Here is an 18,332-nt window from a genome sequence, read left to right on the forward strand (position 1 = left end):
TTGGTCCCCCTGTTCATCCTGCTGGTTCGCTTAGGTTGTTTGCGGTCGGTATCAGTGGCGGTTGAGATGGGCGGCGATCACATCGAGATCGTCGAATTCGGCGAGCATGGCGTCGAGCGCCTCGGTCAGCAGCGCTTGGGCGCTGACACCCTGCATGGTTGCGGCAAGGCGCAGTTTGAGATGACGTTCGGGATCAAGCCGCAGCGTGAAGGCAGCGCGGCGCTCTGTGTTGTGCAGCGGTGCACGTTTTGCCGGGCGGCGCGCGGGCGCAGCGACCAGCGCGGGAACCTTGACCGCAGGAATTACCGGGGCAAGGCTCTGCTCGGCCTCGTCATCTTCCGCCGCATCGGCATCATATTCGTAATCCGCTTCGGGCTCGTGCTCGTTATCGACGCTGTCGAGCGCTTCGGCGGTTTGATCCTCGGGGCCGGTCATTACCGCATCGGCAAGAACGCGTTCTTCAAGGCGGCGTTGCTGGCGGCGCACGATCGGGCTTTGCGATGCGTCCGAATCGGCAGCGGCGACCGCGGCATTGATCGGCACCACGTCAGCGCCATCCCCGTGTTCGCCTTCGCCATCGCCCATGTCGTTCCAGCCGAGATCCTCGAGCTGTTCGTCGGCGAGCGCGGCGACCTCCTCCTCGTCCGCGACCAGCGGCGCGATCTGCGGACGCATTGCGGGCTTGGCGCCGCCCTTGCGGGCGAGCAAAGTGGGGCCGAGCGAGGCAAAACCGGGTTCGGACATTGTCCTTGGTCCCTTTCCCCGCGCTTACTGCGCCACCCGGCGACCGAAGCCGCCAGCGGGACGCGGCACGCCGCCCATCTGCACGGCGCCATTGGGGGCGGGGGCAAACACGGTGCGGCGGAAATTCTTTTCGAGCCGGTCGGCGATATAACGCCACAGCGCGGCGATCTCGGCGGCGCTGCGGCCTTCGGGATCGACTTCCATCACGGTGCGGCCGTCGATCATCGAGGCGGCAAAATCGGTGCGGTGGTGCAGCGTGATCGGGGCGACGGTGCCATGCTGTGACAGCGCGACCGCGGCTTCCGAGGTGATCTTGGCCTTGGGCGTGGCGGCATTGACGACGAACACCAGCGGCTTGCCGGCGCGTTCGCACAGGTCGACCGTGGCACCCACGGCGCGCAGATCATGCGGGCTGGGCCGGGTCGGCACCACGATCAGTTCGGCCACCTGGATGACCGACTGGATCGCCATGGTGATGGCCGGCGGGGTATCGATCACTGCCAGCTTGAAGCCCTGCTGACGCAGCACCTGAAGATCATTTGCCAGTCGTGAGACAGTGGTCTGGGCGAAGGCGGGATATTCCGCCTCGCGTTCGTTCCACCAGTCCGCCAGCGAGCCTTGCGGATCGATGTCGATCAGCACGACCGGGCCGGCGCCCGCACGCTGGGCCTGGACGGCCAGATGTCCGGACAGGGTGGTCTTGCCCGATCCGCCTTTCTGCGATGCCAAAGCGAGTACACGCAACGCCTGGGTCCCCCTGGATTGATGCCGCCTCGTGTCGCCCCATTGCGACCCCGGTTTGCGGCCGGATGACAATGGGATCGCAGGATACCCCTAATTTTGGGTTAAAGCCTTTGCGATTGGCGCAAGCGCGGATTTGACCGGATTGGATCTCCGCGCGTCCCGCAGGAAGGCTGATCGCCCGGCAACCTTTTGCTAACCGTGTTGTGCTTAAGAAAGCTTCATCCGAACCGCAGGAAGGTACGAGACGCTTTATGACTGGCAAGATCGCAGCGACGACAACAGGACTGGCTGGAACACTGGCTGCCATGCTGCTGGCGGCTTCACCCGTGCTGGCCGATGTCAAGACCGGGGTCGATGCCTGGAGCCAGGGCGACTTCACCCGTGCCGTGGCCGAATGGGAAGCCCCGGCGGCTGCGGGCGATGCCGATGCGCTGTTCAATCTGGCGCAGGCCTATCGCCTTGGACGCGGGGTTCCGGCCGATACGGCCCGCGCCCGCGCGCTTTATCAGGAGGCCGCAAGCCTCGGGCACGTGAAGGCCTCGGACAATTATGGCCTGATGCTGTTTCAGGAAGGCGAACAGGAAAAGGCCATGCCGCTGGTCAGATCCGCGTCCGAGCGCGGCGATCCGCGGGCGCAATATGTGATGGCGCTGTCGCACTTCAACGCCGATTTTGCCCCGCGTGACTGGGTGCGCGCCTATGCGCTGATGACGCTGGCACAGGGTCAGGGATTGCCGCAGGCGCAGGACGCGCTGGCGCAGATGGACGTCTATATCCCGCTGGTGCAGCGCCAGCAGGCCCAGTCGCTCGCCCGCCAGCTTGAGGCCGAGGCCGGGGCCCGCCGCGCCGCTGAAATGACCGCTGCCGATCTGGGGACGGATAATCCCGTTGCCCCTGCGCCAGTTCCTGCGCCGGTTCGGGCGCGTGCTCCTGTGCCAGCGCCAGCGCCAGCGCCTGCGCCTGTCGCTGTTCCAGTTCCCGCACCGGTCACTGTCGCCGCTGCCCCTGCGTCTGCGCCTGCCACCCGTCCTGCGGGCAACTGGCGGGTTCAGCTTGGCGCGTTCGGTGTGGCGGGCAATGCCGACCGCTTGTGGAACCAGCTTTCCGGTAACCCCGCGCTTGCGGGGACGATGAAGACCCTCATTCCCAGCGGCAAGGTGACCCGCCTGCTCGCCACCGGCTTTGCCAGCAAGGCCGCCGCCGCACAGGCCTGCGCCAGTCTCAAGCGGCAGGGGCAGGCCTGTCTGGTCATGGGGCAAGGCTAGACCGGGGTCGCCAATCCACCAACGCCCGGCAGGGTTCGACGAGGCATTGGCAGGCGTGCTTTTCAAAAGCGCCTGACTTGCTAGTTTGCGGCGACCGACAGGCACGGGGATCGGCCATGGATGATACATTGAGTGCGCGCGCGGCGCAGGACATTTTCGGCGACAGCGATGCGGCTGTCGCGCCCATCGCGGCTTCCGAACGGATTGATACGCTCGATTTCATCCGCGGGCTGGCGGTGATGGGCATTCTGGCTGCCAATATCGTCGCCTTCGGACAGCCGTTCGAGGCCTATATGTACCCGGCCGCCTTCAAGGTCGATGCGGGCGATCCGGGCGGGTGGATGTGGATTGCGCAATTCATCCTGATCGACGGCAAGATGCGCGGGCTGTTCACCCTGCTGTTCGGCGCGGGGCTTTACCTGTTCATGGAAAAAGCTTGGGCGCGCGGCGCGACCCGCAAGCTGCAGGCGTGGCGATTGTTCATCCTGATGATCTTCGGGATGATCCACTTCTTCTTCATCTGGCCGGGCGATATCCTGTTCTATTACGCATTGTTCGGCTTCCTCGCGCTCGCCTGCATCGGCTGGAGCATCAGGACGCAGCTGGTGGTCGGGTTGGCGGGCTACATGCTGGGCGTGCTGGTTCTTGGCGTGGGTATGTCGATCCCGTGGGCGGTGATGTCGGGGGCGATGGGCGACGGTCCGGAAATGGCCGAGGCCCGCACCGGACTGGTCGCCGGGATGGAGGATGCCATGGCCCATGGAGCGGTGCCCAATGCCGCGATCGCCGCTGGCGATTACGGCACGCTGGTGACGCACCGGCTGACCGAACAATGGTACGAACCGATCAGCAATGCGTTGCTGTTCGGGTTCGAAACCCTGTCCTTGATGCTGGTCGGCATGGCGCTTTATCGTCTCGGCTTCTTTTCTGGCGGCTTTGCGCGGGCAAAGCTGGTGCGCTGGGGCTGGGCCGGGGTTATCCTTGGCGGGCTTGTGCATCTGGCGATCGGGTTGGCGATGCGCGCCGACGGGTTCAGCTATTACGGCACGCTTGCGGCCTTTGTCGGCTGGAGCCCGCTGCCGCGGCTGTGGATGGTGCTGGGCATGGCGGCCCTGCTGGTCGTCTACGCGCCGCCGGCCACCGGATGGCTGGGCGATCGGGTAAGGGCGGCGGGCCGGGCCGCGTTCACCAATTATCTTGGAACGTCGATCGCGATGATGTTCGTGTTCCACGGCTGGGCGCTGGGGCTGTTCGGCGAACTCAATCGCCCGCAGCTTTATGTGGTGGTGGCGCTGACCTGCGCTCTGATGCTGGCATGGTCGAAACCGTGGCTCGATCGCTACCGCTACGGCCCGCTCGAATGGCTTTGGCGCTGTCTGACCTACCGGCAGGTCTTTCCGCTGAGAAAGTGAGCGCCAAGCGCCCGGAGCAAAGTCTCCGACAAGCGCTGGACCGGTCGCCAAGGACGACCGCAAGCGCGACTGCGCGCCCGCAGCGACGCGACCTTCAGGTCGCATGAGCGAGGATTTCGCATCGCCGAGGCGGTGCGAAGCAGAAAAGAGTTGTTATTGAGAACAATTCGCATACATTCACTTCTGCAAACGCCTCGCAGGAGTGATTCGGCGCCCATGTACATCTGCATCTGCAATGCAATCCGCGAGACAGACCTGCGCCGGGCCGCAACTCGTTGCGAAGGCGACGCTGAAGCGACCTATGCCACGCTCGGCAAGCGTCCCAATTGCGGCCAATGCCTTGAGGAAGCGCAGGAAATCATCGAACAGGAACGCGCAGCCGCCTCCTGCGAGATATTCGCAGTATAAGGGTTCCCTGCCGCGAATGCGAACGTCTCGCAAGCAGCTGATTCATAACGAATTTTTCTCGCGCACCCCTTGCGGATGCACCCCTGCAGGGTCTATCTAGCCCCCAAGGCGCCAAAGCGCTTTGATCTATCGCAAGGAGCATTCCCGCCATGAAGGGCGATCCCAAAGTCATCGACTACCTCAACGCGGCGCTCACCAACGAGCTGACTGCGATCAACCAGTACTGGCTGCATTACCGCGTGCTCGACAACTGGGGTCTGAAGAAGCTGGCCGCCTATGAACGCCACGAATCGATCGAGGAAATGGAGCACGCCGACAAGCTGGCCGAACGCATCCTGTTCCTTGAAGCGCTGCCCAACTTTCAGGCGATCCACAAGCTGAAGGTGGGCGAAAATGTCGAGGAAGTGCTGAAAGCCGACCTCGCGCTCGAACACGAAGCGATCCCGTTGCTCAAGGACGCGGCGGAATATGCCCGCAGCGTCAAGGATCACACCTCGGCCCAGATTTTCGAGGACATCCTCAAGAACGAGGAAGAGCATGTCGATTTCCTTGAAACCCAGTTCGAGATGATCGATCGCATGGGTCTGCAGAATTACGTGCAGCTGCAAAGCCAGGCGGCAGGCGAGGGCTGAACAAGGTCTGGCAACGCTGCGCCTGCGGTGTGTCGGAACCTACAAAGGGGGGGCCGGTTTCAGCAAGATCGATCCGACCATCAGCGCGAAGGAGGCCGCGACGAGCCAGCCGTTTGCGACGGGTTCATCCGGGCCCTTGAGCAGGATCGACAGCAGAAACGCCACCACCGCAACCCACACCCCGTGGAGATTGGCCAGCTCCACCTCGTAAAGCCACGCCAGCAGAACGCCCAGTACCGCGACGAGCAGCACCGCCAGCGCCGGCGATTCGGGCGCGGTCATTGCGAGCACGCCGGCCGGCAGCATATAGGATCTGAGGCACAGCGAGATTCGGTTGCTGAGGGCAATCAGCCCGCCTTCGTCTTGCATCGCTCCGTCGCCCTTGCTCCGCTACGCCTCGCCGGTCTCGTGCGCCTTTGCCCGGTGGCCCCGTGCCGCCAGCCGCGTTTCCAGCAGGAAATAGGCAAGCCCCGTCACCAGCAGCACCATCGTCAGCACCCACAGCAGCGCAATGAGCGTACCGATCTGCGCGGTGATGTAGGCCGAGATGAACAGCAGGCCGATCACGGCGCTGATGATCACCGCCGATGCGGTCGAGAACAGGATCGCGCCCTGCGCCAGCTTGCGCCGCTGCTGGAGCCAGCCGTGTTCGGCAGCCCGCCAGTCCTCGGGCTGGCCGTCGCGCGCGCGGGCATCCTCGATCTTTTCGATCCGCTGGGCGATCCAGATCATCCGGCTCATGATGACATTCATGATCGCCCCGATCCCGCTGAGCAGGAAGGCGGGCGCAAGGCTCAACTGCACCACTTGCTGCACGCGCGGGGTGGAGGCGGTGCGTTCGAGAATCTCGAACGCAAAGGCGGGTGAGGTCGCAGCGGAAAGCAGGTCGAACATCACCCGTCCTTGGCGTAGGGGTTCTTGGGGCTTTTCAGCGTCACCCGCACCGGCACCGCGTCAAAGCCCAGCTTGGCGCGGATGCCGTTGACGAGATACCGCTCGTAACTCTTGGGTAGCGCGTCGAGGCGGCTGCCGAAGATGACAAAGCGCGGCGGGCGGGTGCCGGCCTGCGTGATATAGCGCAGCTTGATCCGCTTGCCGCCGGGTGCGGGTGGGGGATTGGCTTCCAGCGCGTCGTCGAACCAGCGGTTCAATGCGGCGGTGGAGACGCGTTTCGACCAGCTGTCGCGCAGTTCGAAGGCGGCGCCCAGCATCTGGTCCAGTCCCTTGCCGGTCTTGGCCGAAACCGCGATCAGCGGCAGTCCGCGCACCTGCGCCAGCCCATCGTCCAATGCCCCGCGGATGCCGTTGAACAGCTTGCTGGGGTCTTCGTGGCCGGTTTGGCCAGCAACGTCCCACTTGTTGATCGCGATCATCAGCGCGCGGCCTTCTTCCAGCACCAGCGATGCGATCTTGAGATCCTGATGTTCAAGGCCCTGCGTCGCATCGAGCAGCAACACCACCACCTCGGCAAAATCGACCGCCCGGCGCGCATCCGCGACCGACAGCTTTTCCAGCTTTTCGGTGACATTGCGCTTCTTGCGCATTCCGGCGGTGTCGATCAGGCGGATGTCGCGCACATCGCCGGTCTTCGGGTCGGTCCACTTCCAGTCGACCGCAATCGAATCGCGGGTGATCCCGGCTTCCGGCCCCGTCAGCAGCCGGTCTTCGCCCAGCAGGCGGTTGATCAGCGTTGATTTGCCCGCATTGGGCCGCCCGACGATCGCGAGCTTGAGCGGGCCGGACGGGCGGTCTTCCTCATCCATCGCGGCGGCATAGGCCGCTTCGATCTCCTGCGCTTCTTCATACAGGTCGGCCTTGTTGCCGATGATCGGGAACAGCCCGCCGAACAGATCGGCAATGCCTTCGCCGTGTTCTGCTGAAAGCGGTACCGGATCGCCAAGACCCAGGGCGTAGGATTCCAGCACGCCGTGTTCGCCTGCCGACCCTTCGGCCTTGTTGGCGACCACCACGACCGGCACCGATTGTTCGCGCAGGTAACGACCGATTTCCTCGTCGAGCGGGGTCAGGCCGGCACGCGCATCAACCACGAACAAGGCCGCGTCCGCGCCTTCAAGGCTGGCTTCGGTCTGGGCCCGCATCCGGCCCGGCAGGGTGTGGGCGTCCACATCCTCCCACCCGGCGGTATCGACCACGGTGAAATGCAGCCCGGCAATATCGGCATCGCCCATGCGCCGGTCGCGCGTTACCCCCGGCTGATCATCGACCAGCGCGAGCTTCTTGCCCACCAGCCGGTTGAACAGCGTGGACTTGCCGACATTGGGGCGGCCGATGATGACGACTTCGGGTTTTCCCGAAGAATATGGGGTTGCGGACATGATCGCCGCCAAGTGGGCGCAAACGCCCGATTTGGCAAGCTGTGCAGCAGCAAGCGGGGTCTAGCCCTTTCTGGCGACCGGCGGGTTCTCGCCCAGATCCTCGTACCATGCTTCGACCGGGCCGTTCAGCCTGATGGTAAGCGGCTGACCCTTGCGGTCCATGGCCTTGCCCGCCTGCACCCGTACCCAGCCTTCGGAGATCGAATATTCCTCGATATCGGTGCGCACGCGGTCCTTGAAGCGGATGCCGACGCCGCGCTGCAGTTTATCCGCGTCGAAATGCGGGCTGCGCGGATTGACCGAAAGGTGATCGGGCGGGACATCCGTTCCGGATGTCGGTGCAGGGGCGGCTTGTGGGGTTTCGTCGTTCATCGCTGCGCCTTTAATCGCCAAGCCGCGCGCCTTCAAGCGTGTTGCGCTTGCCCTTTTGGCTTGGGGGGATTAAGGGCGGCGGCTGATACGCGCGGGGGGCCTAACGCTTCCCGCGCGGCTTCGTTCGGGCATGCGGGCGTGGCGAAATTGGTAGACGCGCCAGATTTAGGTTCTGGTATCGCAAGATGTGGGGGTTCGAGTCCCTTCGCCCGCACCAAATTCGCCCCGGAATGCATTTGTCACGGATGGGGCCGTACCCACGAATTTTTGGCAAGAAGGCTTCAGACCAGTCCCCATGCAAACCAAGCAGACCGTCAATGAAGGGCTCAAGCGCGCCTATCTGATCACGATCCCCGCCGCCGATCTCACCGCGAAGATCGACGCCGAGATCAAGAAGGTTGCGCCGCAGGTGCGCATGCCCGGCTTTCGTCCCGGCAAGGTGCCCGCCAACCTCGTCAAGAAGATGCACGGCGAAGCCCTGCACGCGCAGGTGGTTAACGACACCATCAGCGAATCGGTCGACAAGCTGATCCGCGACGAGGCGATTCGCCCTGCGATGCAGCCGCAGATCGCGCTGGGCGAAGATTACGAACAGGGCAAGGACGCCGAAATCACCGTCAGCCTTGAAGTGCTGCCGGCGATCGAAGCGCCGAGCATCGACGGGCTGAAGCTCGAAAAGCTGGTCGTGCCGGTCACCGATGCCCAGATCGAAGAAGCGCTGGCCGGGATCGCCGGACAGAACAAGAGCTACAAGGATGCGGCCAAGACCAAAAAGGCGGCGGACGGCGATCAGCTGATCGTTGATTTCGTCGGCAAGCTGGACGGGGTCGAATTCGAAGGCGGCAAGGCCGAAGATGCCGCGCTGGTGTTGGGTTCGGGCACCTTCATCCCCGGTTTCGAGGAAAGCCTCGTCGGTGTGAAGACCGGTCAGGAAAAGACCATCACCGTCACTTTCCCGGCAGAATATCAGGCCGAACATCTGGCCGGCAAGGAAGCCACTTTCGATGTCACCGTGAAGGCGGTGAAGGTCGAAACCGAAACCAAGATTGACGAGGAATTCGCCAAGAGCCTCGGTCTCGACAGCCTCGACAAGCTGACCGAGATCATGAAGGCCCAGCTGGAGCAGCAGACCGCGGGCCTCACCCGCACCCAGATGAAGCGCGCGCTGCTCGACCAGCTTGCGGCGGGCCACAGCTTCGAAGTGCCCGGCACCATGGTGGAAGCCGAATTCGCCCAGATCTGGCAGCAGCTTCAGCAGGAAGCCGCAGGCGAGGAAGATCCTGCCGCTGCGCTGAAGCAGATCGACGACGAGAAGGACGAATACAAGGCGATCGCCGAACGCCGCGTGCGGCTGGGCCTGCTGTTGTCGGAAATCGGTCAGGCCAATGGTGTCGAAGTGACCCAGCAGGAAATGTCGATGCTGATCCAGCAGGCGGCGGGGCAGTATCGCCCCGAGGATCGCCAGCGGTTCGTCGAATACATCCAGTCCGAGCCCATGGCCGCTGCCCAGCTGCGCGCGCCGCTGTATGAGGACAAGGTCGTCGACTTCCTGTTCGACAAGGCCGAAGTGACGGAGCGCGAGGTGACCGTCGAGGAGCTTCAGGCCGCGATCGAAGCGGAAGAAACCGCCGAAGCCGCGCCTGCGCCCAAAAAGGCCGCCGCCAAGAAGAAGGCTCCCGCCAAGAAGGCCGCAGCTCCGGCTGACCCAGCCCCTGCCAAAGCCAAGCCTGCTGCCAAGAAAGCGCCGGCCAAGAAAGCGCCGGCCAAAAAGGCAGATGCCACCGAGGCTGAAGCCAAGCCTGCAGCCAAGCCTGCAGCAAAGAAGGCTCCGGCCAAGAAATAATCTGCGGCGCGGCGGGGCCTGATCCCGCCGCAGGTCGCCGTCGATGCAAAACGGGCGCGGGCAGGTGAACTGCCTGCGCCCTTTTCGTTTTCCTTGGCCAGACAGGTCGCGATAGAAGCGCAAGATTAAGCCTTTCCCGCCGTCTGTGTCATTTCAAGACCCGGGCATCTCTCGCGATTGCGCGCTGTTTGAATATGCAGAAGAAGGCATGCTGATCAGCGCACACGGCCATTCCCGCGACGCGCCAGCGAGGCATCATCTTGACCAAATCTGCCATCACTTCGCGCAAGCATTATCACGATATTGACGGGGCGCGTTCGGTGCTGATGTTCCTGTCCGTGGCATTGCATGCGGCCACGGTCTACGCCCCGGCGCGGCCGTGGATCACAGGCAACCTTGACCGGCACGACTTTTTCGACTGGCTGATCTTCGGCTTTCACCTGTTCATCACCCCGACGTTTTTCTTTGTCGGAGGCTTCTTTGCAGTGCTGCTGCTGTCGCGCCGCGCGGTGGGCGATTTCATGTGGAATCGGTTTCTGCGCACGGCTGTGCCGCTGATTGTCATCGCGCTCACCTTCAACATGATCGAACATTATCTGCGTTGGAGCGATGCGGGCGGGTCAGGCACGATGCTGGACTGGATTGCCAGCCCCGGGTTCATCAAGATCTGGGCGTCGGGCGAATGGCAATTGCATCTGTGGTTTCTCGTCAGCCTGATGCCGATGTTTGCATTGGCGGCGCTGGTTCAGGCGATTGTGCCCAGGGATGCGGCCATTCGCGCACGTGTGCTGGTGTGGATTGATCGTTCGGCAAAGTGGATTGCGGGCAGCTTTCCCTTTGCGCTCGCCCTGATTGCGTTCGGGCTGGCCAACACCGCGAATTACGCGGTCGCATCGGTGGTGCCGGGTTCCTATGATCTGATTGTCCCCGGCTTCCAGAGCTATACCAAACTGGTTTCCGAATTCCCGTTCTTCGTGATCGGCATAATGGCCGCGCTCAGCCCGCGCTTTCTGGCCGCCTTGCTGGAATGGCGCTGGTGGATGCCGATGGCGGCGGCTGCTGCCCTGTTGTTCCAGCCCTATCCGGAAATCGAACATGGCCGTGCGCTCGGCACGGTGATGCTGTTCCTCAACCAGTTGGCCATCTGGACGCTGGTGCTGTTCATCCTGCAATTCTTTCACCGCTACTTTGCTGCGGGCGGCCCGCGCACGCGCTGGCTGGCTGATTGTGCGCTGTCGATGTACCTGTTCCACCACTGCTTCGTGTACATGTTCGGCCGGGCGTTGACCCATGTGTCATGGCCCAGCGGGGTGGAGTTTGCCGTGCTGACGGTGCTGGCTGCCGCGACGGTGATTGCGATCCACGAATTGCTCGTGCGCCGCTTTGCGATCATCCGGCTGCTGTTCAACGGCAAGACGGATATCGCCGAAGTGCGCCGATCGCCGGGGCTGTTCGGCGCTTTTGCCCGGGCGGAGAAGCTGGACGCGCCGTCCAACCCAGTTCCGGATCGTGCCACGGCAAGCGGGCCGCGCTGACGATCAGGGCTTATCCGGGGCAAGGCGGCGGTGGCGGATCAAGGCCATGATGCGGCAACCGGCTGCAATGGCGTGCCAGGGGGTTATTCCCCCGCCGGGCTCCACCGTTCAAACGAAGGCGCGGGCAGTCTGGCTGTCCGCGCTTTTTCGTAGGCCGCGCCCGCTTTCAGCACGGCGTGATCATCCCACTTTGCGCCCAAAATGCTGAGCCCGACCGGCAGGCCTTCGATCGCGCCCATCGGCACGGTCAGGTGCGGATAGCCGGCAATCGCCGAAGGGCTGCCGAACCCGACCGAGCCGGTGTAATTATCGCCATTCACAAGGTCGCTCATCCAGCTTGGCCCGCGGGTCGGGGCGAGGAGAAACCGCACGTCGTTATCCGCCAGCAGCTTGTCGAGCGTTTCCGGCCCGGCGATCTTCAACGCATTGGCGCGCGCCTTTTCATAGGCCTCACGGTCTGTGGTGGCTTCGGCCTGTTCGAACAGATCCTGTCCGAACCAGCGCATCTCCTCCGCCGCGTGAGCCGTGTTGAAGGCGATCAGGTCGGCAAGGCTGCGCGGGGTCTGTTCCCCGGCAAAGGCGGGGATCGTGCCGAGATACTTGCCCATCTCCTCGCGCAGTTCGAACATCAGCACGGTGAAGCTGTCGCGATACATTTCGCCATCGGGGTCGAATTCGATATCGACCAGCACCGCGCCCGCGCGTTCCAGATCGGCAAGCGCGGTGTCGAACACGGCGTTGAGATCTGCGCGCTTGCCGGTCTGTTTGCGCATCACCCCGATCCGCACCCCGGCCAATGAGGCGGTGTCCAGCCCGGCGGTGTAATCGGCCATCCGGCTGGCTTCCAGCGTGACCGGATCGGCCGGATCCTCGCCCGCGATCGCGGTCAGCAGCAGGGCGGCGTCATGGACGCTGGCGGTCATCGGCCCGGCGGTGTCCTGTGTGCTGGAAATCGGCACCACGTGGGTGCGGCTGACGATCCCGACGCTGGGCTTGAACCCGACGATGCCGTTGATGCTGGCGGGGCAGGTGATCGACCCGTTGGTTTCCGTGCCGATCGCGCCCCAGGCAAAGCCTGCCGCCACCGCCGCGCCGCTGCCGGATGATGATCCGCAGGTGTTGCGATCAATCGCATGGGGATTGCGGGTCAGCCCGCCCACCGCGCTCCACCCGCTGGTCGAATCGTCGGAGCGGATATTGGCCCATTCCGACAGGTTGGCCTTGCCCAGCACCACGCCGCCTGCTGCGCGCAGGTTGGCGATCAGCGGTGCATCGCGCCCGGTCATGTTGTCCTTGAGCGCAAGGCTGCCGGCGGTGGTCGGAAATTCGCGTGTGTCGATATTGTCCTTTACCAGCACGGTGCGGCCCTGCAGGATTCCGGTTTCGGCCAGCGCGCCCGCCTTTGCCGCTGCATCCGGATCATAGGCGATCACGGCGTTGATCTGCGGTCCGGCATCATCCAGCGCGCGGATGCGTTCGATCCGGGCCTGCGCGTCTGCCGACGGGTCGGCCCAGGCGGCGGTTGCGGTGGTTGCAAGGAGAAGCGGCAGCGCCGCGCGCGCGATGGCTGAGATGGTCATGGGACAAGGGTTTGCCACGGGAATGGCTGCACGCAAGCGGGAAAGTGACGTGGCAATTCACAGCCGACAAGGTAAACGCCCTTGAAATTGCCCCCCAGCCTCCGACATAGCCGTATCGACACTTACGAAGGACACGAACCCCCCATGATCGATCTGTTCGGCAATTCCGGCGACACTTACGGCTCCCAAGGCCAGTTCACGCGCGATCCCTACACCGGTGCGCTGGTGCCTGTGGTGGTTGAACAGACCAGCCGGGGCGAACGCAGCTTCGACATTTTCAGCCGTCTGCTGCGCGAACGCATCGTGTTCGTGACCGGCCAGATCGAAGACGGGATGGCCAGCCTTGTAACGGCGCAGCTGCTGTTTCTCGAAAGCGAAAACCCTTCCAAGCCGATCAGCATGTATATCAACTCGCCCGGCGGCGTGGTGACCGCTGGCCTGCAGATTTACGACACGATGCAGTACATCAAGCCGCGCGTGTCGACCGTGTGCATGGGGCAGGCTGCCAGCATGGGCAGCTTCCTGCTCGCGGCGGGTGAGCCGGGGATGCGGATTGCGCTGCCCAATGCGCGAATCATGGTGCACCAGCCTTCGGGCGGGGCGCGCGGGATGGCATCCGACATCGAGATCCAGGCGCGTGAGATCCTGCGTATCCGCAGCCGCATGAATGATCTTTATGTGAAGTTCACCGGCCGCAGCCTTGAAGAAATCGAAAAGGCGATGGATCGTGACACCTTCCTTGAAGCGGAAGAAGCCAAGGCCTTCGGTCTGGTCGACAAGGTGTTCGAAACCCGCCCGGAAAACGAGGAATCTTCGGGCGAGGATGGTTCGGGCGGCGCGCCTGAATAAGGTCTTGCCCTCGCACCTGCCCCGCGGCGGGACAGTGACCGGAAGGCCGGGTGCCTTCCGGTATTTCGCGGTCTCCTGCACCATGCCGGAGCGATTAAATCTTGCCCCATGTGTTGATTCATCTGGTGCCATGGATACATTTACCGAATCCACGCGAGGAATCGCGACGCTTTTCTGCGCGGATTCGAGGACACAGGAATGACCAAATTGAGCGGATCCGATAGCAAGAGCACCCTGTATTGCAGCTTCTGCGGCAAGTCCCAGCACGAGGTGCGCAAGCTGATCGCCGGCCCCACCGTGTTCATCTGCGATGAATGCGTGGAGCTGTGCAACGACATCATCCGCGAGGAAACGAAGGCAGGGATCGCCGGCAAGAAGGAAGGCGAGATCCCCACGCCGATGGATATCTTCACCACGCTCAATGACTATGTTATCGGGCAGGACCGGGCCAAGCGCGTGCTCTCGGTCGCGGTGCACAATCACTACAAGCGGCTGAAGCACAGCGGCAAGGCGGGCGATGTCGAGCTTGCCAAGTCCAACATCCTGCTGGTCGGCCCGACCGGTTCGGGCAAGACGCTGCTCGCCCAGACGCTGGCGCGCACCTTCGACGTGCCCTTCACCATGGCCGATGCGACCACCCTGACCGAAGCGGGTTACGTGGGCGAGGATGTGGAAAACATCATCCTCAAGCTGCTCCAGTCTTCCGACTATAACGTCGAGAAAGCGCAGCACGGGATCGTCTATATCGACGAGATCGACAAGATCACCCGCAAGGCGGAAAACCCCTCGATCACCCGCGATGTTTCGGGCGAGGGCGTGCAGCAGGCGCTGCTCAAGCTGATGGAAGGCACCACTGCCTCTGTGCCGCCGCAGGGCGGACGCAAGCATCCGCAGCAGGAATTCCTGCAGGTCGACACCACCAACATCCTGTTCATCTGCGGCGGGGCCTTCGCCGGGCTGGACAAGATCATTGCCGATCGGTTGCAAAAGCGCAGCATCGGCTTTGGCGCGCATGTCGCCGATCCCGAAAAGCGCCGCGTGGGTGAGCTGCTGGAAAAGAGCGAGCCGGAAGATCTGCTCAAGTTCGGCCTGATCCCCGAATTCGTCGGCCGTCTGCCGGTGATCGCCACGCTGCATGACCTCGATGTCGATGCGCTTGTGACCATCCTGAACGAGCCGAAGAACGCGCTGGTCAAGCAGTACCGCAAGCTGTTCGAGCTGGAAGACGTCGAACTCACCTTCACCGACGACGCGCTGCGGGCGATTGCCGAACGCGCGATCAAGCGCAAGACCGGCGCACGCGGCCTGCGTTCGATCGTCGAAGGCCTGCTGCTCGACACGATGTTCGACCTGCCCGACATGGACGGCGTGACCGAGATCGTGATCGACAAGGAAGTGGTCGAAGGCAAGAAAGAGCCGATCCGCGTGATCGGTAGCGAAGAGAAGAAGGAAGAAGCGGCGTAACTTGTTACGCCCTCAAACGGCGGGCGGCGGACATCCGTCCGCCTTGCCTTTCCTCGCATAAGCTCGGGCGACCGGTCGGCCTTGCGGTCGCTTAGCGACCGGTGCCTGCCATCGCGCACCGGCTCGGGCGACCATGCGACCCTACCTATTCGTCTGTAGCCAGAAGAAGCACAATGGCCGCGCTGAAGGTTAAGCGTGTGGTGGTGCTCGACATTCCCGACGAGTTCGCGTTCATGGACCCCGCGCTGGTGCGGCTGCTGCGCGCGCGTATGAGCCGCTGGTTGCCTGGTGCCTGATCCCTCCACCGGCCCAAAACAAAACCCCGCCCGGCCCTTGGAGGAGAGGCCGGACGGGGTCGCTAGCAGCGCCGCCCCTCAGGGGGGAGGGGATGGGGAATCAGAGCGGCGCTAACCGTTGGATCTTGCGGTTCAGGCGGGCAGGAACACGCTGTCGGTGACGTGGATCACGCCGTTCGATGTCATGACGTCAGCCTTGACCACGGTGGTCTTGCCGCCCTTTGCATCGGTGATCACGACATTGCCGTCTTCGATCGCCGCGCTGAGCGTGCCGCCGCCGACGGTGGAGATGGTGGCGGTGCCGCCATTATCATTGATCAGCTTGATCAGGTCGCCCGCGGTCACCGCGCCAGCAACCGCGTGATAGGTGAGGATTGCGGTCAGCATGCCCTTGTTTTCCGGCTTTACCAGCGTTTCCACCGTCCCGGCGGGCAGCTTGGCAAAGGCCGCATCGGTCGGCGCGAAGACCGTGAACGGACCGGGGCTGGCAAGGGTGTCGACCAGACCAGCGGCCTGAACGGCAGCGACCAGTGTGGTGTGCATGCCGGTGCTGATCGCGGTTTCGACGATGTTGGCTTCGGCCTTTTCTTCCATGTGATGATCGGCCAGCGCGGGCGCGGCGGTAACACCGGCGGTGGCGGCGAGTGCTGCGGCGATGATGGTGGTAAGCTTGGTCTTGGGGGTCACAGTGGGGATCTCCTGTTGGGGGAATGTCTCGTCTGCAAGCCCTCCCACTTGCACGCACAGCTACGTCCGCCCGGTCGCAGCGGATGCGTGAGCCACTGCTTATGCGGATGAAGTGCCGCGCTGGTGCGGCAAAGCGAGGTGATATGAGATCGAGGCGATCTCAGACGCGGGTAAAGGCGCCCTCTGCCACCACCGGCCCGGCATCGATGCCTTCGGGCTTGCCGCCAATCGGTTCGCGGGTGAGCACCAGGCGCGATCCGTTGTGCAGTTCGGCGGCGATATCCTGCGGCACGGCCATGCTGCGCACTTCGCCCGGCGCGACCACGCCGAGCGACAAGGCATCGCCGCCGCCTTGCGGGACCAGCCACAATTCGTGATCGTGCACCCCGTCCGCACTAAGGCCGAGCGCGGCGATCAGCATCTTGTCGCTTGCAGGGATCCAGGTGACATCCAGCCTGAGGCCGGTCTCGCCGATCGGCACGGTCGCCACCATCGGATCGGCGGCGGCGATCTGTGCAGGCACCGCGCCCGGCGCTGTCACCGGGGCATTGTCCGGCGCAAAGGCCAGCAGCGCCAGCGCGACGGCCGCCGCAGCCGAAGTCAGCCCCGCAACCCATTGCCAGCGCCGCAGCCGCACCTTCAGTTCGATCACATCACCGCCCGATGCGGCGTCTAATCCGCCGCCTTCGGTGCCTGCCTGCGCTGCGATCCGCCCGGCAATGCCCTGCCAAACGTGGTCGCCCGGCTCGGCAGCGCCGGCCATGTCGTCGGTCCACGGAGCGAACCAGTTGTCCCACCATTCCTTGCGCCACGCGAATTGGGGATCGGTCGCATACTTGCCGCGCGCGGCGAGCAGATCCTCGCCTTCCAGCAGACCCAATGCCCATTCGGCGGCAAGCATCGGATCGTCGCGCATCGGCTGGGCGCCAGTTCCTTCAGGGCCAGTTTCTTCCGGCAGGATGTCTTCGGGACCGTTCATGCCATTTCGCTCGCTTCGAGGCAGGCGCGCAGGCGTTGCAGCCCGCGGCGGATCCAGCTTTTCATCGTGCCCAGCGGCACATCGGCCTGCTCGGCCAGCTCGGCATAGGTATGGCCATCGAAGAACGCCGCACGGATATGGGTCTGGGTGCGTTCGTCGAGGCCTGCGATGCACTCGCGAATCTGCGCTGCCTGCTCGGCATCCACCAGCAGCGCATCGGCCAGCGGCGCTTCGTCGGGCAGCGGCGCGGCTTCTTCTATCCCCACAGCCCCGCCACGCACCTTGCCGGTGCGCAAACGGTCGATCGCGCGGTTTCGGGCAAAGGTCGCCAGCCACGAAATCGGGCTCGCCCGCGCGGGATCATAGCGGTCGGCCCGCTGCCACAGATTGATGTAGACGTCCTGCAAGGCGTCCTCGGCTTCCTTCCTGTCGCCCAATATACGCAAGGTAATGCCGAACAGCTTCACCCGCGTCATGCGATAGATATCTTCCAGCGCCGACTGGTCGCCCGCGGCAAGGCGTTCCATCGCCTCGCGCAGGGCTTCGCGCGCTTCGGCGCTGGCGGGGCGAGGGCGCGCGGCCATCAGCAATATGCCCCGCAATGATGCTCGTCGCTTTCGCTCTGGAGCGTGGCGTGATCGACCCCGAAACGGGCGCGCAGGCTGGCTGCGACAGCGTGCAGAAAATTGTCCGAGGCAGGCCGTTCGGGCATCACCAGATGCGGGGTGAGCAGGTCCATCGCCGCGCTGTCGCGCGCCAGCCCCGATGTGCCCCACACGATCACCGCGACGATCACCGCGACGATCACCAGACTGACCGCCGCATCGATCCGGACGAGGCCGGTCAGCAGGATTGCCGCCCCTGCCAGCAGCACGCCCACCGACACCAGCGCATCGGCGGCCATGTGGAGATAAGCCCCGCGAATATTGAGATCCTCCTGACCGCGCACAAACAGCATGGCAGTCAACGTCTTGATCCCGATCCCGATCCCGGCAACCACGATCATCGCCATGCCCTGCGGCGCTTGCGGCTCCATCAGGCGGTGGATGGTCTCTAACAATATCGCCCCGATCGTGATCGCCAGCAGCAGCACATCGGACAGAATGCGCCCGCCATGCGCGCCATGACAGGCCCCTTGATGGGCGGAACCGTGATGATGATGATGTGCGTGCGCGTGACCCATTGG

General features: G+C 63.8%; 20 protein-coding genes and 1 tRNA gene. 10 read left to right on the forward strand and 11 right to left on the reverse strand.

The features are described from left to right. Positions 1–51: 51 nt before the first annotated feature. Entirely contained in the window at positions 52–744 is a 693-nt protein-coding gene (locus BUA05_RS02980; RefSeq protein WP_072673180.1) for a toxin-antitoxin system HicB family antitoxin, read from the reverse strand. A gap of 24 nt (positions 745–768) precedes the next feature. Beyond that, positions 769–1,488, reverse strand: coding sequence for a ParA family protein (locus tag BUA05_RS02985; RefSeq protein WP_072673181.1), 720 nt, complete (start codon positions 1,486–1,488; stop codon positions 769–771). A gap of 251 nt (positions 1,489–1,739) precedes the next feature. Here BUA05_RS02985 and BUA05_RS02990 point away from each other — a divergent pair, with 251 nt between their 5' ends. The 4 genes from BUA05_RS02990 (at position 1,740) to bfr (ending at position 5,205) form a co-directional block, all read left to right on the forward strand. Next, complete coding sequence (locus BUA05_RS02990; RefSeq protein WP_072673182.1) at positions 1,740–2,753, forward strand: SPOR domain-containing protein; 1,014 nt, start codon at positions 1,740–1,742, stop codon at positions 2,751–2,753. 116 nt (positions 2,754–2,869) lie between these two features. Then, positions 2,870–4,165, forward strand: coding sequence for a DUF418 domain-containing protein (locus BUA05_RS02995; RefSeq protein ID WP_072673183.1), 1,296 nt, complete (start codon positions 2,870–2,872; stop codon positions 4,163–4,165). Between the two features lie 216 nt (positions 4,166–4,381). Continuing rightward, entirely contained in the window at positions 4,382–4,573 is a 192-nt protein-coding gene (locus tag BUA05_RS03000; protein WP_072673184.1) for a (2Fe-2S)-binding protein, read from the forward strand. 149 nt (positions 4,574–4,722) lie between these two features. Then, positions 4,723–5,205: a bacterioferritin gene (bfr, locus tag BUA05_RS03005; protein ID WP_072673185.1), complete on the forward strand. Its 483-nt coding sequence runs from the start codon at positions 4,723–4,725 to the stop codon at positions 5,203–5,205. A gap of 39 nt (positions 5,206–5,244) precedes the next feature. On the opposite strand, the gene BUA05_RS03010 is transcribed toward bfr, so the two are convergent. From BUA05_RS03010 to BUA05_RS03025, 4 genes are read right to left on the reverse strand one after another with little or no spacing between them, the layout of a single operon-like run. After that, on the reverse strand, positions 5,245–5,574 hold the full coding sequence (locus BUA05_RS03010; RefSeq protein ID WP_072673186.1) for a hypothetical protein: 330 nt from the start codon (positions 5,572–5,574) through the stop codon (positions 5,245–5,247). Between the two features lie 21 nt (positions 5,575–5,595). Next, complete coding sequence (locus BUA05_RS03015; protein WP_072673187.1) at positions 5,596–6,099, reverse strand: DUF2721 domain-containing protein; 504 nt, start codon at positions 6,097–6,099, stop codon at positions 5,596–5,598. Beyond that, on the reverse strand, positions 6,099–7,541 hold the full coding sequence (gene der, locus BUA05_RS03020; protein ID WP_072673289.1) for a ribosome biogenesis GTPase Der: 1,443 nt from the start codon (positions 7,539–7,541) through the stop codon (positions 6,099–6,101). The genes BUA05_RS03015 and der overlap by 1 nt, the downstream gene beginning before the upstream one ends. 60 nt (positions 7,542–7,601) lie before the next feature. Continuing rightward, positions 7,602–7,913, reverse strand: a complete 312-nt coding sequence (locus BUA05_RS03025) for a DUF3297 family protein (protein ID WP_072673188.1) — start codon at positions 7,911–7,913, stop codon at positions 7,602–7,604. A gap of 132 nt (positions 7,914–8,045) precedes the next feature. Between BUA05_RS03025 and BUA05_RS03030 the strand changes: the two genes are divergently transcribed. The 3 genes from BUA05_RS03030 to BUA05_RS03040 all read left to right on the forward strand — a co-directional run bounded on the left by BUA05_RS03030 (position 8,046) and on the right by BUA05_RS03040 (position 11,291). Next, positions 8,046–8,130, forward strand: a tRNA-Leu gene (locus tag BUA05_RS03030). 78 nt (positions 8,131–8,208) lie between these two features. Continuing rightward, positions 8,209–9,756 (forward strand): trigger factor, encoded by a 1,548-nt coding sequence (tig, locus tag BUA05_RS03035; RefSeq protein WP_072673189.1) that lies wholly within the window; start codon positions 8,209–8,211, stop codon positions 9,754–9,756. Positions 9,757–10,016: 260 nt separating this feature from the next. Next, the gene (locus BUA05_RS03040) at positions 10,017–11,291 is read left to right on the forward strand and encodes an acyltransferase family protein (RefSeq protein WP_072673190.1); all 1,275 of its coding nucleotides are present in this window, start codon (positions 10,017–10,019) and stop codon (positions 11,289–11,291) included. Positions 11,292–11,374: 83 nt separating this feature from the next. Here BUA05_RS03040 and BUA05_RS03045 read toward each other — a convergent pair whose 3' ends face one another. Beyond that, on the reverse strand, positions 11,375–12,871 hold the full coding sequence (locus BUA05_RS03045; RefSeq protein ID WP_072673191.1) for an amidase: 1,497 nt from the start codon (positions 12,869–12,871) through the stop codon (positions 11,375–11,377). A 144-nt stretch (positions 12,872–13,015) separates the two neighbouring features. Here BUA05_RS03045 and BUA05_RS03050 point away from each other — a divergent pair, with 144 nt between their 5' ends. The 3 genes from BUA05_RS03050 (at position 13,016) to BUA05_RS15000 (ending at position 15,480) form a co-directional block, all read left to right on the forward strand. Beyond that, entirely contained in the window at positions 13,016–13,720 is a 705-nt protein-coding gene (locus BUA05_RS03050) for an ATP-dependent Clp protease proteolytic subunit (RefSeq protein WP_072673192.1), read from the forward strand. A 198-nt stretch (positions 13,721–13,918) separates the two neighbouring features. Further along, positions 13,919–15,184 (forward strand): ATP-dependent Clp protease ATP-binding subunit ClpX, encoded by a 1,266-nt coding sequence (clpX, locus tag BUA05_RS03055; RefSeq protein ID WP_072673193.1) that lies wholly within the window; start codon positions 13,919–13,921, stop codon positions 15,182–15,184. Positions 15,185–15,357: 173 nt separating this feature from the next. Continuing rightward, positions 15,358–15,480 (forward strand): hypothetical protein, encoded by a 123-nt coding sequence (locus BUA05_RS15000; protein WP_281247001.1) that lies wholly within the window; start codon positions 15,358–15,360, stop codon positions 15,478–15,480. A gap of 132 nt (positions 15,481–15,612) precedes the next feature. Here BUA05_RS15000 and BUA05_RS03060 read toward each other — a convergent pair whose 3' ends face one another. The 4 genes from BUA05_RS03060 to BUA05_RS03075 all read right to left on the reverse strand — a co-directional run bounded on the left by BUA05_RS03060 (position 15,613) and on the right by BUA05_RS03075 (position 18,329). Beyond that, positions 15,613–16,167, reverse strand: coding sequence for a fasciclin domain-containing protein (locus BUA05_RS03060; protein ID WP_072673194.1), 555 nt, complete (start codon positions 16,165–16,167; stop codon positions 15,613–15,615). A 160-nt stretch (positions 16,168–16,327) separates the two neighbouring features. Further along, the gene (locus BUA05_RS03065; RefSeq protein WP_245790058.1) at positions 16,328–17,146 is read right to left on the reverse strand and encodes an anti-sigma factor; all 819 of its coding nucleotides are present in this window, start codon (positions 17,144–17,146) and stop codon (positions 16,328–16,330) included. Then, on the reverse strand, positions 17,143–17,730 hold the full coding sequence (locus BUA05_RS03070; protein ID WP_072673195.1) for a sigma-70 family RNA polymerase sigma factor: 588 nt from the start codon (positions 17,728–17,730) through the stop codon (positions 17,143–17,145). The genes BUA05_RS03065 and BUA05_RS03070 overlap by 4 nt, the downstream gene beginning before the upstream one ends. Then, positions 17,730–18,329, reverse strand: coding sequence for a cation efflux transmembrane domain-containing protein (locus BUA05_RS03075; RefSeq protein WP_072673196.1), 600 nt, complete (start codon positions 18,327–18,329; stop codon positions 17,730–17,732). Before BUA05_RS03075 ends, BUA05_RS03070 begins: the two co-directional genes overlap by 1 nt. Positions 18,330–18,332 lie beyond the last annotated feature (3 nt).

This window comes from Erythrobacter sanguineus (genome assembly GCF_900143235.1).
Lineage (GTDB): Bacteria > Pseudomonadota > Alphaproteobacteria > Sphingomonadales > Sphingomonadaceae > Erythrobacter > Erythrobacter sanguineus.